Source organism: Amycolatopsis sp. cmx-4-54, from assembly GCF_046548895.1.
Lineage (GTDB): Bacteria > Actinomycetota > Actinomycetes > Mycobacteriales > Pseudonocardiaceae > Amycolatopsis.
This window is the reverse complement of record NZ_JAEBEJ010000002.1, coordinates 154732-170040: the sequence shown is the minus strand read 5'-3', so window position 1 is coordinate 170040 and position 15309 is coordinate 154732. Positions and strand designations below refer to the sequence as shown.

Here is a 15309-nt window from a genome sequence, read left to right as displayed (position 1 = left end):
CCAGGAACCACCTGGATCACGAAGCCCATCGAACAGACTTACAGGACACGGCCTAGCCGGATAGTTCGTCGGCGATGTGCTTCGCGATCTCCAGCGCGCTGGTCGCCGCCGGTGAGGGCGCGTTGAGGACGTGCACCTGGTCGCGCGCGGTCTCGATCAGGAAGTCGTCGACGAGCGCGCCGTCCGGGCGCAGGGCCTGCGCGCGGACGCCGGAGCCGTGCCGCACGATGTCGTCCTCGGTGACGGCGGGGACGAGCCGCGCGAGGCTTTCGGCGAAGCGGCGGCGCGAGAACGACCGGCGGACCTCGTCGAGCCCGGTCGGGTACGCGTACTTGCGCGCGAGCCGCCAGACGCCGGGGAAGCGGGCGACCTCGGCGAGGTCCTTCGCCGAGATGTCGCGCCAGGTGTAGCCCTCGCGGCGAAGCGCGAGCACGGCGTTGGGGCCGGCGTGCACGCTGCCGTCGAGCATGCGGGTCAGGTGCACGCCGAGGAACGGCAGCGACGCGTCCGGGACCGGGTAGATCAGGCCGCGCACGAGATGGCGGCGTTCCGGCTTCAGCTCGTAGTACTCGCCGCGGAACGGCACGATCCGCGCGCTCGGGGTCAGCCCGGCGAGCCGGGCGACGCGGTCGGCGTGCAGGCCCGCGCAGTTGACGAGGGCGTCCGCGTGGATCACGTCGTCACCGGTGGCCACCTCGACGCCGCCGGTGCGGCCGGGGCGGATCCCCAGCGCGGGCGTGCCGAGGCGCAGGTCGGCGTCGGATTCGTCGAGCAGCCGCACCAGGGCGGTGCAGACGCCCGCGAAGTCGATGATGCCGGTGGACTCCACGCGCAGCGCGGCGACGCACGAGACTTCGGGCTCGTACTCGCGGGCCTCGCTCGGGGTGATCAGCTTCGCCGGGACACCGTTCGCCTCGGCGCGTTCGGCGAGCACCTTCAGCGCCGGAAGCTCCGCTTCGGAGGTGGCGACGACGAGTTTGCCGCAGACCTGGACCGGCACCCCGTACTGCCGTGCGAAGTCCACAATGGACCGATTGCCCGCGCTCGCCATCCTGGCCTTGAACGAACCCGGCTTGTAGTAGAGCCCCGCGTGCACGACGTTCGAGTTGTGCCCGGTCTGGTGGGCCGCCCAGTGGTCCTCCTTCTCGAGCACCGTGACGTCCAGACCTCGTTTGGTCAGCTCCCAGGCGGTGGCGAGACCGACGATCCCGCCTCCGATGACTACGACTGTGCGCACGATCGACCAGGTTACCCGGAGCGCTACCTGACAGCTGTCAGGTTCAGTGGTAGCGTACCTGACCGATGTCAGGTAAACGGCTGAGCAGGGAAGAACGCCGGGAGCGGATCCTCGCCGCGGCGGCGCGGGTGTTCGCCGCGTCCGGCTACGACGCGGCCGGGATGCGCGAGGTCGCCACGGCCGCCGGTATCAGCACGCCCGTGCTCTACGACCATTTCCCGGCCAAGGCCGCGTTGTACGCCGGGCTCCTGGAGTCCGAAGTGGACAGTCTGCTGGCCGGCTGGGCGGACCTGCCGACGTCGGGCACCGCCGAGGAGCTGCTGCGTGGCCGGGTGGCGGCGATCTTCGCCTGGATGGAGACGAACGAACGCGGCTGGCGGATGATCTTCGCCGAGACGCCGTCCGACGAAGCGGTCGCCGAGGTGCACCGGCGCGGACAGGCCAGGGCCACCGGGCAGCTGACCGAGGTGTTCGCCCGCGCCCCCGGCCTGGCGCTGACCGCGGACCTGCCGCGCGACCGCGCGAACGAAGCGCTCGCCGAAGCGGCGAAGAGCGCGCTGAACGCCATCGCCACCTGGTGGTGGAGCAACCGCGACATCCCGCGGGAGCAGGTCGTCGCGCTCACCGCGGACCTGTTGTGGCGCGGGCTGGGGAACCTGATCCAGGAGGACACATGAGCATCGAAACCGCCGAGCGGTACCGCCGCGCCCTCGAAACCCGAGACGTCGAACTCGCGCTGAGCGCCTTCGCGCCGGACGCCGTCGTGCGTTCGCCGCTGACGAGCCGGGTCCGGTTCACCGGGCACGCGGAACTCAGGCCGCTGCTGGAGGTCGCGTACGCGCATCTGCGCGACGTCCGGTTCCACACCGACACCGGCGACGAGGCGACGCGGGTCGTCGTCTACACCGCGCGCATCGGCGGCGAGGAGATCGAAGAGGCGGCGGTGCTGAAACTCGGCGAAGACGGGCTCATCGCCGAAGTGACGCTGTTCGTGCGGCCGCTGCCGGGGCTCGTCGCGCTGATGGACGCCTTCGGCCCGGACATCGCGCGCCGCAACGGTCGCACCTTCGCGGCCCGGCTGCTCAAGGTGGCCGCGAAGCCCTTGCTGGCCATGGTCCGGTCCGGTGACAAACGCGCCGTCCCGCTCGCCGGCCCGCGCTGACGATCGCGCGTGAAGGCCCCCTTCCCTCGGCTCAGCCGAGGGAAGGGGGCCTTCACGCGCGATCAGGACACAGCCACAGGAGCCGGGACCGGGGCAGGCTCCGCGTCAGGGTCTTCGAGGACCTTCGGCACCCCGCGCAACGTGAACAGCACGCTGACCGCCAGTACCGCCATCAGCCCCGCCGAGCACACCATCGTCACCTGCAACCCGTCGACGAACGCCGACTTCGCCCCGGCCAGAACCGCTGCGCCTTGTTCCGGGGGGAGTTGCGCCGCGACCTGCACCGCGCCGCCAAGGGTGTCCGAAATCGCCGCCGAGGTCTCCGGTGGCACACCCGCCGGGACGACGAGTTCGCTCCGGTACAGCGCGCCGAGCACACTGCCGAGGACGGCGATCCCCAGCGCGCCGCCGAGTTCGGTCGCCGTCTCGGAGATCGCGGACGCCGCGCCCGCCCTGGCCTTCGGCACGACGCCGAGCACCGTGTCCGTCGCGACGGTGAGGATCAACGCGAGGCCCACCCCGAAGACGATCATCGCGGCGAGCAGATCCGTGTAGACGATCGTCACGCCGATACTCGCGTACAACGCGAAGCCGACCGCCGACAGGGCACAGCCGAGCGCGATCGTGGCGGCACGGCCGAAGTACTTGATCCCCAGCGGCGCGAGCACACCGCCGAGGATCGCGCCGCCCATCCCGGGCAGCCCGGCGAGCCCGGCCTTCAACGGTGACCAGCCCGCGACCAGCTGCAGGTACTGCGCGAACATCAGCGAGACCGCGAGCTGCGCGAACATCGCCAAGATCGTGGTGCCGACGGTCGCCGAGAACGCCCGCTGGGCGAACAGCTTCAGGTCCATCAGCGGTTCGGCCAGCCGCGGCTGCCGCAGGACGAACGCCAGCAGGCAGCCGAGGCCGAGCACGGCGGCGACCGCGATGTCCCAGTGTCCCCAGCCCTTGTAGGCGACTTCCTTGATCGTGTAGACGATCCCGACCATGCCGACGAGGGAGAGCAGCACGCTGGGCACGTCGATGCGATGGGACATCGGGTTCTTCGATTCGGGCAGGATCAGCGCGCCCGCGATCACCATGACCACCACCACCGGCACGTTGACCAGGAACACCGAACCCCACCAGAAGTGGTCGAGCAGGAAACCGCCGACGAGCGGCCCCATGCCGAAACCGAGGATCGTCAGCCCGCTCGAAATCCCGATGACGGCCGCGCGTTCCTTGCCGGTGAACACGTTCCGCAGGATCGACAGCGTCGACGGCATCAGCGTCGCGGCGGCGATCCCGAGCAGCGCGCGGGCGGCGATCAGGAGTTCCGCCGTCGGCGCGTACGCCGTGATCACCGAGGCGACCCCGAACAGCGACGCCCCGATCAGCAGCAGCTTCTTCCGCCCGACCCGGTCGCCGATGTTCCCCATCGTGATCAGCAGCCCGGCGAGCGCGAAACCGTACGCGTCGGCGATCCACAGCAGTTCCGTCGTCGACGGGTGCATCTGCTCCGAAAGCGTCGGCAGCACCAGGTGCAGCACGGTCAGGTCGATCGCGATCAGCAGTTGCGCCAGTACGCAGACCGCGACGGTGCCGATCTTGCGGCCCTTGCCGATGGTCACCTCGAAACGCCGAACGTGAGCTCCGGCAGGTGCCGCGCGGTGCCGTTCTCGCCGTCACCCAGGTAGAACCGGGTGCTCAGGGTGCGGGCCGCCGGGTCGAGGACGCTGCGCCACAACGTCCGCCACGGCGCGCCGGGCTCGACCGCGAAGGACACCGCGTCGAGCGCGTCGCGCGGCCCGGCGCCCGCTTCCTTGGTGATGGTGCGAAGCCGCTCGTAGGTGCGCATGGTCTCCGGGGTGTCCTCGGGCAGCGCGTCGAGATCCGGATGACGGTGCAGCAGGTGGTTCGTGACGCACAGCGGTCCGTCGGCCATCTCGACGAAGTACTCGACGTCGTGCGCTCCGCGTTCGTACACGAAGCCGCGGCCGGAGGCGTCGGCGACGATGTAGTGGCAGGGCGCGCCGTGCGCGTACTGCTTGGCGAGCATCAGCGCTTCCTTGGCTTCGTCGACGGTTTCGCAGGTGTCCAGCAGATACCGGCACACCTGCAGCACCGACAGGCCCGCCTGCGGACCGTGGTCCAGCGGCATGGCCGTCTCGACCTCGGCCATCAGCAGCGCCACGACGAGCCCGGCCTCGTTGACCCCTTCGGTTCCACCGTCCATTGTGGACATCGTGAGGGACGTCGAGGCGATACCGTCGTCGGGGATCGTCGTCAGGACGTAGGGCCGGGACGCCATCGGCACGGTCCCGTCGTCGACCGGTTGCTCCCCGGCCAGCACCGCACCCAGCTGAGTCCAGCTCATGGTGAAGAAGTCGTAGTTGCGGCCGAGCTCGCTCCCCGTCCAGAGAGCCGAACAACCCGATCCAGGGGGCAAGGCACTCGCGTCGTCGAAGGAGACCGCCGCGTCGGCGGGGAACCCGTGCGCCTCGGCGAACCCGGCCGTCCGTTCCGCGTACTGCGGCCAGTTCCGGCTGAACCAGGCCCGACGTGCCCTGGCCACGGCCGGGTCGAGCGACGGCGGCGCCCAGTCCGAACGCGCCTTCACTTCGGCGCCGAGAGCATGGCCGATTTCGGCCTGGGAACCGCGCAGCGTCAGATGCCGCACGGCGAGGAAGTCTTCGGGAGATCCCGCTACGTAAGTCATGCCCCGGAGGGTGTCCGCCGCCGCTGACCGTCCACGCACCAAGCGCTGTCAGTCCTCTGACGGTGTTGTCGGTGTTGTCATCGGAATGTCATGTGCCCCGAGCGAAAGTGGTTCCACCAGGCAACGACAAGCGAGGGAAACCATGCTCAGCAACAAGGTGTACATCATCGGCGGGGCCGTCCTCAGCGTCCTCTTCCTCGCGCTCGCGATGGTCGAGTTCTCCACCGGTTACCCGGACGACGGCCTGCAGGACCTGCTCTACGCCGCCGTGAGCGCCGGCGCCGGCGTGCTGCTGTACGTCCTCGACCGCCGCCAGCGCGAGCGCCGCGCGGCTACCGAAGCGCAGCGTGACGCCCGATGAGGAACCTCGACGGCGGCTTCCTCGCCGCACCCGACCAGGCCTCCCTCCAACGCCGCGAGCAGGACGTGCGCAAGGGCAAGCTCGCGCTGATGCTGGCCGTCGTGGGCGGGTTCGTCGCGCTGATCGCCGGCTACAACGTCGTTGCCGACTTCTCCCCGGTTTCGCTGGTGGTGACGATGCTCGCGCTGGCCGCCGCGATCGGTGGCGGGCTGCTCACCCGGCATTTGCTGCGCGCCGTGCGCTTCCGGGTGCACAAACCGAACGCGGGACTGGTCGGCGCCGCGAAACTGAGCGGGATGGTCGTGGTCGTCCTCGGCTTCATCGCCTTGGTCGGCTCGCTCGAAGGGCCCGGCGTGCTGCGGATCATCGCGATCGCCGTCGGCTGCGCGGCCATCGGTTACGTGAAGTCGCTGCACGACCGGCAGTGGGTGCTCTTCGAACTGGACGCGGTGGGCGTCCGGATCGAGCGGACGGTCGTGCCGTGGCGTGACGTCACCCGGCTCACCATCGACCCGGTCGGCCCCGGGATGACCCGGCTCGGCGCCGTTCCGCTCGACGCGGCGCCGCTGTACGTCGCGGTCCAGGACAGCGAATTCGACCAGCGGCTCCTTGCCGAGGCCGTCGGCCGCTTCGCGCCGCAGGGCACGCAGCTGGCCCGCGCTTAGGCCAGCTGAGCGGCGCCCCGCAGGCCGAGCCCACGGCGGTAGGCCCGGTCGAAGTCGTCGCCGAGCCGCTCCCGCACGGTCGTCCTGAGCAGGGCGGCGTCCAGATCGACGGCGAACGGGGTGCCCCGGATGGTCACCGCCGCGCCGATCAGGACCGCCGCCCGCTCGGCGTCGCCCCGCACCAGCGCGACCCCGGCGAGACCCTCGACGGCGCAGGCCATGGTGGTGCTGTCGTGCCAGCGGTCCGCCGAGACCAGCGCGAGCCGGTGCAGTTTCTCGGCCCCGTCGACGTCGCCCTCGGCGGCCAGGACCCAGCCGAGGGAGATCTTCGCGCCGGCGCGCACTCCTTCTGCCGCGAACGAACCACCGGAACACTCCGCGAGCGCACGTTCGCTCAACGCGCGGGCCGCCGCCAGATCGCCCTCGTGCCGGGCGAGGAACGACAACCCGACGTATCCGGCCGCCCGGCTTTCGGGCATCCCGGCGCGGCGCGCGATCTCGATGGCGAGTTCGAAATCCGCCCGCGCGCCCGCCGCGTCGCCGTGGAGCAGCTTGCTGCCGCCGCGACGGCACAGCAGGTCCGCGTTGTCGTCGGACGCGCCGAGTTCCCGCATCAGCCGCAGGGCCTCGTTCATCGTTTCGAGCGCTTCGGCCTGCCTGTTCGTCCAGATCAGGATCTGGGACAGATGGTCGAGGGCCATCGAAAGGCCCCAGCGTTCCCCGATCGAACGGAACGCCTGCGCTCCTTCGATCAGGAATTCTTCCGCCGTTTCGAGTTCGCCCTGCATCAGCGCGCGAAGGCCGTAACCGGTCGGCGCGAGGGCGAGACTCCAGGCATCGCTGTTCGCCAGCAGCGCCCGGCTGCGTTTGACCAGCGCGTCGTCGTCACCGGGCGGGCCGGACACGACACCCATCAACAGCAGTAGTGCCGGGTTTCGGGGCGCCTTGGCGAGGCTCAGCATGAGGTCGTCCACCAACGGCAAGTGCCGGTCGAGCGCCTCGTGACCCCGCAGTCCCGCGGCCGCGGTGAGCACGCTGAGCTGGTACTCCTCTTCGAGGCCGTCCGGCGCCCGCTCCCCGAGCCGTTTGACCACTTCCAAGCACAGCGTCGAACCCTCGAAGCGGCGGCCCCGCATCCACCAGTACGTCACCAGCGACGCCGAAAGCCTCAGCGCGATCCGCACGTCGGACTCGGCGGCCCAGCGCAGCGCGGCCAGGAAATCGTCGTAGGCGGCGTCGAGCCGATCAAGCCAGACCAGCTGGTCGCCGGTGCGCAGCATCGGGTCGGCTTCTTCGGCGAGGGCGAGGAAATGCTCGGCGTGCGCGCGCCGCAACCGCTCGGTTTCGCCCGCTTCGGTGAGTTTTCCGGCGAAGAAGGCCCGGATGGTTTCGAGCATCCGATACCGGTGCCCGGCGCGCTCGACCAGTGATCTGTCCACAAGGGACGGAAGCAGTTCCGCGATGTCCGGCACGGCGCAGACCGCTTCGGCGTCGGCCAGGGTCGTGCCGCCCGCGAAGACGGTCAGCCGCCTGGCGAGCAGGCGTTCGTCGTCGTCGAGCAGATCCCAGCTCCACTCGACGACGGCGCGCAGCGTGCGATGACGGCTTTCGGCGACCCGGCTGCCCCGCGAGAGCAACCCGAACCGGTCGTCCAGCCGGGCGGCGATCTCGCCGACCGGCAGGGTCCGCACCCGCGCGGCGGCGAGCTCGATGGCCAGCGGCAGCCCGTCGAGCGCGGCGCAGACACGCTGGACGTCGCCCGCGGTGTCGTCGTCGACCGCGAAGCCCGGATCGCCCGCTCGCGCGCGGTCGGCGAACAGGCGGACCGCGGCGAACTCCAGCGACCGGGCGGGCGGCGTGCCCGGCGGTGGCACGGCGAGCCGCGGCACGGGGGAGACGACCTCGCCGGTGATGCCCAGCGGTTCACGGCTGGTGGCGAGAATTCGCAGCGCGGGGGCCGCGCCCAGCAACCGGGCGGCCAGCTTCGCGGCGGCCTCGATCAGATGCTCGCAGTTGTCGAGCACCAGCAGGACCGCCCGGTCGGCCAGCGCGTCGATCAGCCGTTCCAGCGGCGCGTTCTCCACCGGGGCGGTGACCGTCCCGAGCGGGACCGTCCGCAGGCCGAGGGCGGTCAGCACGGCGTGGGCGACGTCCGCGTCTTCGGTGTAGGGCGCCAGTTCGACGAAGACTGCCGGGAGGTCCATCGCGGCCGCGGTCTCGATGGCCAGCCGCGTCTTGCCCGCACCGCCGGGGCCGGTCAGCGTCACCAGCCGCGAGCCGTCCAGCCTGCCGAGCACATGCCGGAGGTCGCCTTCGCGGCCGATGAAACTGGTCAGCTGGGCGGGGAGCGGTGTGGTTTCGATGGGCGCTGGCTTGACCGGCGGCGTCTCCCCGCGAAGCACGGCCAGATGCGCGGCGGCGAGATCCGGCCCGGGATCCGCGCCGAGTTCGTCGGCGAGGACGCGGCGGGCGTCCTCGAACGCGGTGAGCGCGTCGGCGTGGCGTCCCGCGGCGTGCAACGCGCGGATCAGCAACGCGCGGGGACGTTCCCGCAACGGCTGCTCGTCGATGACCTCGCGAAGCTCGGCGAGGACGTCTTCGCGCTTTCCCAGCCTGAGCTCGGCCTCGACGCGGTCCTCGATCGCCGACGTCTTCAGCTCGTTCAGCCTGGTGACCTGCGGATCGCGGAACGGCGCGTCGGTGATGTCCGCGAAGGCCGGGCCACGCCAGAGCCCGAGAGCGTCGCGAAGCAGCTCCGCCGCCTTCGCGGCATCTCCCGCCGCGAGAGCACGCCGTCCCTCGGCGGCGAACCGCTCGAACCGGTGCACGTCGACGTCGTCGGGTTCCACGGCGAGCCGATAGCCCGCCGGGCTGAACTCGACGGGCGCGAGTTCCTTGAGCGCGCCGCGCAGCCGGGAGACCTGTGATTGCAGCGCGTTCGACACGCCTTCGGGTGGCTGCTCACCGTAGAGACCGTCGATGAGACGCTCCGCCGGGACGACTCGGCCCGCCTCCAGCGCGAGCAACGCGAACAGCGTCCGGACCCTGGGCCCGCCGATCGGAACAGCGGTGCCGTCCTCGCGGCGCACCTCCGTCGCCCCCAGAACGCCGAATCGCATGGCCTAAAGACTAGGGCGTTGTTGACCTGGTCGGATCCAGCCCGCCCGAACTACGCCGATCGGCGTCTATACACTTCGCCGGGTCCCCACGCAATGGGAGAGGGCTACGGGAGAGGGTAGGAAGAATGTCTGAGCAGGAACCCGTAGTCCTCGGTCAGCCGACCGTCGGCGACGAAGAACTCGCCGCCGTGGCGGAGGTCTTCCGGTCCGGCTGGCTGGCCGGTGCCGGCCCCGCTTGCCGCCGCTTCGAAGAACGCTTCGCGAAGACCGTCGGCACCGCGCACGCCCTGACCACCAGCAACTGTGGCTCGGCACTTTTCCTCGGGCTGCGTGTGCTCGGCGTGAAGCCGGGTGACGAGGTCATCGTCGGCGACTACACGTTCCCCGCCACCGGCCACGCCGTGCTCCAGGCGGGTGCGACGCCGGTGTTCGCCGACATTCACCCGGACGTGTGGAGCGCCGACCCCGCGTCGATCGAAGCCTTGATCACCCCGCGCACGGTCGGCATCCTCGCCGTCGACGTCGCCGGGCAGCCCGGTGACTTCGACGAATACCGCGCCATCGCCGACAAGCACGGCCTGTGGCTGTTCGAGGACGCCGCCTGCGCCGCGGGCGCGACGTACAAATCCCGCCCAGCGGGCAGCCTCGCCGATTTGGCCGCGTTTTCCTTCCACGGCCGCAAGGGCATCACCGCGGGCGAGGGCGGCGCGCTGGTCTCGGACCGCGAAGACCTCATCGCGCACGCGCGCAAGCTGCACACTTACGGCATCGAGCCCGCCATCACCCGCGAGGGTTCCGGCGCCTTGCCGATCCCGGAGTTCCACGAGCTGGGCTACAACTTCCGGCTCTCGGACGTGCAGGCCGCGATCATGAACGTCCAGCTGGACCGCCTCCCGGAGCTGCTCTCGGCCCGCCGTTCGGTGGCCAAGCGCTACCACGAGGCCTTTGAGAACCTGCCCGGTCTCGACGTCCCGGTCGAACTGCCGGACCGCGAACACCCGTGGCAGGCCTACATCCTCACCGTGGCCCCGGAGATCGACCGCGACGCGCTCGCGCTGCGAATCCGCGAGCAGGGCGTGCAGTGCAACTTCGGCACGTACGCCTCGCACCTCCAGCCCATCTACGGCAAGAAGCAGACCTTGCCGGTTTCGGCGGACCTCTTCGCCCGTCATCTCGCCATCCCGATGCACGCCAACCTCACCGATGCCCAGGTCGACCGGGTCATCGGGACCGTCAGCGCCGCACTGCCGAGCTAGGAGAGAAATGCCCGACAAGAAGGTCCTCTTCACCGGGGGCGGCGGTTTCATCGCCGCGCACGTCATCCCGATGCTGATCGACGGCGGTTACACCGTCCGCGTCTTCGACAACATGACCCGCGGCGACCGCGCCCGGATCAACGAGTTCGTCGCCACCGGCAAGGTCGAACTGGTCGAGAAGGACGTGCGCTACGGCGGCGCCGTGCGCGAGGCCATGCGCGGCTGCACGCACGTCATCCACTTCGCCACCGTGTCGATCAACAAGTCGGTCGCGGACCCGCACGAGTCCATCGACATCAACATGGTCGGCAACCACAACGTCTTCGCCGCCGCGGCGGACGAGGGTGTCGAGCGGGTCGTGTTCGCCTCGACCGCGTCCGTCTACGGCGACCCGAAGCGGCTGCCGATGCACGAGGACGACGAGCTCAAGCCGCTCACGCCGTACTGCATCTCGAAGCGCGCGGGCGAGGACATGCTCGGCTTCTACGAGCGCACCAAGGGCCTGTCCTGGAACGCTTTGCGGTTCTTCAACGTGTACGGCCCCGGCCAGAAGATCGAGGCCTACTACACGTCGGTGATCAACCACTTCATCCAGCGCCTGCGCGCCGGCCAGCCGCCGATCATCGACGGCCGCGGCGACCAGTCGATGGACTTCGTGCACGTCACGGACCTGGCCCGCGCCGTCGTCGCGGCGCTCGAGTCGGAGCAGGCGAACCTGCCGATCAACATCGGCACCGGGATCGACACCTCCATCGCGACGCTGGCGCGGATCCTCATCGACGCCGTCGGCGTCGACGTCGAGCCGCAGTTCAACGAGCGGGAGGTGCTGGTCTCGCGCCGCGCCGCGGACATCACCCGTGCCCGCGAGGTCCTCGGCTGGGAGCCGAAGATCACCGTGGAAGAGGGCATGCGCGAACTGGTGAAGGCTTCGGAGTGACCGCCGGGCCAGGGAAGAACCGCGCCATGCGCATCGCGGTCGTGAACAACTTCTTCCCGCCGAGGGTGGGCGGAAGCGCGCATATGGCGGCGTCCCTGGCCGAGCAGTACGCGGCGCGCGGGCACGAGGTGCTCGCGATCACCGCGGCCTACGCCGACGCCCCGGCCGACGAGACGAAGGACGGCTACCGCGTCGTCCGCCTGCCCGCGGTGAAGATGCCGCAGCTGGGCCTGTCGATCGACTTCGACATGAGCTTCGCCTCGTTGCGGCCGGGGAACTGGCGGCGGCTGTGGAAGCTGCTGGACGAGTTCAAACCCGACGCGATCCACCTGCACGGGCAGTTCTTCGACCTGTCGTGGCTGGCCGGGCTGTACGCGCGGCGGCACAAGCTGCCGATGCTGCTGACCATCCACACGCTGCTGATCAGCGACAACAAGCTGTACGGCGGCGTGTTCCGGTTCCTGGACAGCGTGCTGGTGAACCCGATCCTGCGCTACCTCAAGCCGCGCTACGTCATCCTCGACAAGCTCGGCGTCGACTACTGCGTCGAGCGCTACGGCACCAGCGACACGAACTCGGACTACTTCCCGATCGCCGTCGACACGGGGAACTTCGAGAAGCCACTGACGCTCGACGTCCGGGCGGAGCACGGACTCGGCGACGGCCCGGTGATCGTCTCGCTCGGGCACGTGATCCCGCTGCGCAACCGGCTCCCGCTCGTCGAGGCGCTTCCGTCCATTTTGGACAAGCACCCCGGCGTGAAGGTGGTCGTCGTCGGGCGCGTCTACCACGACGTCTTCCTCAAGCGGGCGGAAGAACTCGGCGTCGCGGACGCCATCGTCGTCACCGGTGCCGTGCCGAAGGCCGACGTCCCCGCGTACTTCGCCGCCGCCGACATCGTGACGCACGACCTCAACGGCGGCTGCGGCACCGCGTCGCTGGAGGCGATGCTTTCGGGCACCGCGACCATCGCGTCGGTCACCGAGGACAACTACCCGGGCATCGAACTGCGCAACGGCGAGAACATCCTGCTGGTGCGGCCGGACGACAGCGAGGCGGTGGCGAACACCGTCATCGACCTGCTCGACGACCCCGAGAAGCGGGCTTTGGTGGCACAGCGGGAAAGCGCGATGGTGCGGGCCAACTTCGGCCTCGACGTCGTCGCCGAAGAACACCTGCGTACCTTCGAGAAACTGGTGACCGAGGCCGATGTTCTTCGATGACGAGCGCAGCAACCGGCTGCGCCCGCAGATCCTGACCGAACTCGTCTCGCAGTACATGAACGACGCCGAGCGCGCCCGGTTCTACGGGCTGCCGGAGTCGACGAGGGTCCGCGAACGGGTCAAGATCATCAGCCCGGAGAACCTGAAGATCGGCGAACACTGCTGGATCGGCGAAGGCGCCGCGCTCGACGCGAGCGGCGGGCTGGAGATCGGCGAGCACACCAGCATCGGGCTCAATACGCTGATCTTCACGCATTCCAGCTGGCTCGCGAACATGACGCTGCAGAACCACTCCGGCAGCGACCTCATCGAGCGCAAACCCGTGAAGATCGGCAAAGGCTGCTTCATCGGCGGCCTCGTGGTGATCATGGCGGGCGTCACGATCGGCGATTTCGCCACCGTGCAGCCGAATTCCGTGGTCGCCAAGGACGTCCCGCCCCGCACCCTGGTCGCGGGCAACCCCGCGCGCGTGTTCCAGAAGTACGACGACGAGTACATCCAGTCCGAAGTGGAGCGTGTCCGCGCCGAGAACGCGCGGCGGCGGGCGCTGGCGGAGGAGCGCGGCGACGCGTCCGGATCTTGGGGCGCCCCCGCGGGCGACTTCACGGAGTAGCTAGAGCCGGTCGGCCATCAGCTTCGCCAGCGGCGAGTAGACGTCGGTTCTGGTCTCGTACAGGTACAGCGTCGCGACCCGTGTTTCGCCATGGCTGCGCTTTCCCACGCTCACCAGAATGTCGAGATCCGGCCCGTCGGTGGGGATCTTGCACCACAAGGCCTGCTCACCGACACCGGAAAGCTGGGTGACCGGTTCTTGCAGTCCTTCGCGAGCTTGTCGATCGTGGCGCGAGGCGGCCGATTTCCCGTATTTTCCCTTGGGGTCCTCGAAGGCGCACCGACAGACCTTGCCGGCGCCGACCAGATCGCCCGATCACCTGAAGGAACTCGGTAGGGCTCAGCACCGGGCAGGCCGCGGTGATCTTGGCGAGCGGCGCCGGTGGTGGCGTGGTGCTGGGCGCCGCGCTGATGGCCGGTTGCTCGATGACGACGTCGGTGCTGTCGAAGCCGGGGCGGGCTCTGCCGCGGCGCCGCTGGAGCAAGCCGTGACGGCGAACAGCAGGCATGTGGTGGTGAGGATTCCCCACGATCTGTGCACGTCGGGAACGTAGCCGCAGCGGGTTTCGAGTGACCAGGCAATTCCTTCCGAGTGCCCCAGGTCAGGGTGGGGTGATCTTGCGACCATGCAACTCCTCACCGTAATGATTCGCTACTTTCCGTGGTGATACGTTCTCGGGGCAACCGTGGGAAGATGGTCTGGTGATCACCGGCGAAGGAGGAGTTCGATGAGTGTCGTGGAGTGGCCTCACCGATTCCTGACGCTCGACGACTGGGCCGCGTTGCCAGAGGACCCGGAACACCGGGTCGAAGTCGTTGAAGGGGTCCTCGTTGTGTCGCCGCGTCCACTGCTGGTCCATCAGTGGGCCGTCACGCGTTTGGGCTTTCTGCTCCATGACCAGCTGCCCGTTGGCTTCAGCGCCTGGAGCGAGGCCGAGATGATCATCGATACCGCCCCGCTCACCGTCCGGGTCCCCGACGTGGTGGTCGCGAGAACGGAGATCATGGAAAGCAGCCCGGCTCGTGTTCCGGGCGAAGCAGCTCAGCTCGTCATCGAGGTCCTGTCCGAGGGCACCGTCCGCACCGACCGGGTCACCAAGTTCTCCGAGTACGCCGAAGTCGGCATCGAGCACTACTGGATCGTCGACCTCGAAGAACCGGCGAGTATGACCACCTATCGCCTGATCGATGGCGAATACGAGAATTTCGGCGAGCACACCGGCAAGGCGAGCTTCGACTTCGACGGCACTCCGCTCACCTTCGACCTCGACGCGCTGACCACCCGCCACGCGCAGCGCCCCTGATCAGGAGCCGGAACCAACACGCTTCCCGAGCCGACTACTAGGCTCGGACGGGGGAGTCCCCCGGTGAGAAGGGTGTCAGATGAGGTTCAAGCGGTTCGGCGCGTCGTTGCTGGTCACCGGGTTGGCCCTGCTGGGCGCCGCGTCCCCGGCACTGGCTCACTCGGAGCTGAAGAGCAGTGACCCGGCGAGGGGTGCTTCGCTGGCGACGCCGCCGACGCAGATCAAGCTGACCTTCTCGGGCCCGGTCACCCTCGCCGACGACAACCCGATCCAGATCACCGGCCCCGAGAATGCGTCGTGGACGGTCGGCCGCGCAGAGGTCGCCGGAACGGTCGTCACGGCGCCGGTCAAGGCCGTCGGGCCCGCGGGCGAGTACACCCTCCGCTACAAGGTGACCTTCGACGACTCGCACGCCGCGAGTGGCTCGGTGAAGTTCACCCTCAGCGCCCCGGCGGCCGCCCCGAGCAGCCAGAGCCAGCCGAGCAGCCAGGCCCCGGCTCCGGTCCCGGCGAGCAGCGCCACCCCGGCCCCGCAGGCAGGCGAGACCACTCCCGAGGACCTGGTGCCGTCCTGGGTGTGGATCGTCCTCGCGGTCGCCGTGGTCGTGGCCGGTCTCGTCGTCGCGCTCCGGTTCACTCGCCGGAAGGACTGAGTCTCCGGTTCGGAATGAATCGTCCCTGAACCGGCGATGAACCGGTTCCTGTCAGCGTGGGGTGCTCCAACCAGCTGAAA

The 15309-nt window shown here is 69.5% G+C and carries 15 protein-coding genes; 11 read left to right on the top strand and 4 right to left on the bottom strand.

Annotated features, from left to right (window positions below):
- Positions 1–52: 52 nt before the first annotated feature.
- Positions 53–1309, bottom strand: a complete 1257-nt coding sequence (gene lhgO, locus ACLJQ7_RS06010; protein WP_410647845.1) for an L-2-hydroxyglutarate oxidase — start codon at positions 1307–1309, stop codon at positions 53–55.
- Between lhgO and ACLJQ7_RS06005 the strand changes: the two genes are divergently transcribed.
- Positions 1303–1914: a TetR/AcrR family transcriptional regulator gene (locus ACLJQ7_RS06005; protein WP_410647150.1), complete on the top strand. Its 612-nt coding sequence runs from the start codon at positions 1303–1305 to the stop codon at positions 1912–1914. The genes lhgO and ACLJQ7_RS06005 overlap by 7 nt on opposite strands.
- Positions 1911–2399 (top strand): nuclear transport factor 2 family protein, encoded by a 489-nt coding sequence (locus ACLJQ7_RS06000; protein WP_410647149.1) that lies wholly within the window; start codon positions 1911–1913, stop codon positions 2397–2399. Before ACLJQ7_RS06005 ends, ACLJQ7_RS06000 begins: the two co-directional genes overlap by 4 nt.
- Positions 2400–2461: 62 nt before the next feature.
- On the opposite strand, the gene ACLJQ7_RS05995 is transcribed toward ACLJQ7_RS06000, so the two are convergent.
- Both ACLJQ7_RS05995 and ACLJQ7_RS05990 read right to left on the bottom strand, forming a co-directional pair.
- On the bottom strand, positions 2462–4012 hold the full coding sequence (locus tag ACLJQ7_RS05995; protein WP_410647148.1) for an MFS transporter: 1551 nt from the start codon (positions 4010–4012) through the stop codon (positions 2462–2464).
- A complete protein-coding gene (locus ACLJQ7_RS05990) occupies positions 4009–5100 on the bottom strand; it encodes a C45 family autoproteolytic acyltransferase/hydolase (RefSeq protein ID WP_410647147.1) in 1092 nt (363 codons plus the stop codon). Before ACLJQ7_RS05990 ends, ACLJQ7_RS05995 begins: the two co-directional genes overlap by 4 nt.
- A 142-nt stretch (positions 5101–5242) precedes the next feature.
- Between ACLJQ7_RS05990 and ACLJQ7_RS05985 the strand changes: the two genes are divergently transcribed.
- Positions 5243–5461, top strand: a complete 219-nt coding sequence (locus tag ACLJQ7_RS05985; protein WP_410647146.1) for a hypothetical protein — start codon at positions 5243–5245, stop codon at positions 5459–5461.
- On the top strand, positions 5458–6126 hold the full coding sequence (locus ACLJQ7_RS05980; protein ID WP_410647145.1) for a hypothetical protein: 669 nt from the start codon (positions 5458–5460) through the stop codon (positions 6124–6126). The genes ACLJQ7_RS05985 and ACLJQ7_RS05980 overlap by 4 nt, the downstream gene beginning before the upstream one ends.
- Here ACLJQ7_RS05980 and ACLJQ7_RS05975 read toward each other — a convergent pair.
- Positions 6123–9245 (bottom strand): BTAD domain-containing putative transcriptional regulator, encoded by a 3123-nt coding sequence (locus tag ACLJQ7_RS05975; RefSeq protein ID WP_410647144.1) that lies wholly within the window; start codon positions 9243–9245, stop codon positions 6123–6125. The genes ACLJQ7_RS05980 and ACLJQ7_RS05975 overlap by 4 nt on opposite strands.
- Before the next feature lie 125 nt (positions 9246–9370).
- Between ACLJQ7_RS05975 and ACLJQ7_RS05970 the strand changes: the two genes are divergently transcribed.
- From ACLJQ7_RS05970 to ACLJQ7_RS05940, 7 genes are all read left to right on the top strand, one after another.
- The gene (locus tag ACLJQ7_RS05970; RefSeq protein ID WP_410647143.1) at positions 9371–10501 is read left to right on the top strand and encodes a DegT/DnrJ/EryC1/StrS family aminotransferase; all 1131 of its coding nucleotides are present in this window, start codon (positions 9371–9373) and stop codon (positions 10499–10501) included.
- A 7-nt stretch (positions 10502–10508) separates the two neighbouring features.
- On the top strand, positions 10509–11438 hold the full coding sequence (locus tag ACLJQ7_RS05965) for an NAD-dependent epimerase/dehydratase family protein (protein ID WP_410647142.1): 930 nt from the start codon (positions 10509–10511) through the stop codon (positions 11436–11438).
- 26 nt (positions 11439–11464) lie between these two features.
- On the top strand, positions 11465–12661 hold the full coding sequence (locus tag ACLJQ7_RS05960; protein ID WP_410647141.1) for a glycosyltransferase family 4 protein: 1197 nt from the start codon (positions 11465–11467) through the stop codon (positions 12659–12661).
- Positions 12648–13274, top strand: a complete 627-nt coding sequence (locus ACLJQ7_RS05955) for an acyltransferase (RefSeq protein WP_410647140.1) — start codon at positions 12648–12650, stop codon at positions 13272–13274. The genes ACLJQ7_RS05960 and ACLJQ7_RS05955 overlap by 14 nt, the downstream gene beginning before the upstream one ends.
- A gap of 359 nt (positions 13275–13633) precedes the next feature.
- Entirely contained in the window at positions 13634–13765 is a 132-nt protein-coding gene (locus ACLJQ7_RS05950; RefSeq protein ID WP_410647139.1) for a hypothetical protein, read from the top strand.
- A gap of 236 nt (positions 13766–14001) precedes the next feature.
- Entirely contained in the window at positions 14002–14577 is a 576-nt protein-coding gene (locus ACLJQ7_RS05945) for a Uma2 family endonuclease (RefSeq protein ID WP_410647138.1), read from the top strand.
- A 79-nt stretch (positions 14578–14656) separates the two neighbouring features.
- Positions 14657–15229 carry a copper resistance protein CopC gene (locus ACLJQ7_RS05940; protein ID WP_410647137.1) on the top strand — a complete coding sequence of 191 codons (573 nt, stop codon included), beginning with the start codon at positions 14657–14659 and terminating at the stop codon, positions 15227–15229.
- Positions 15230–15309 lie beyond the last annotated feature (80 nt).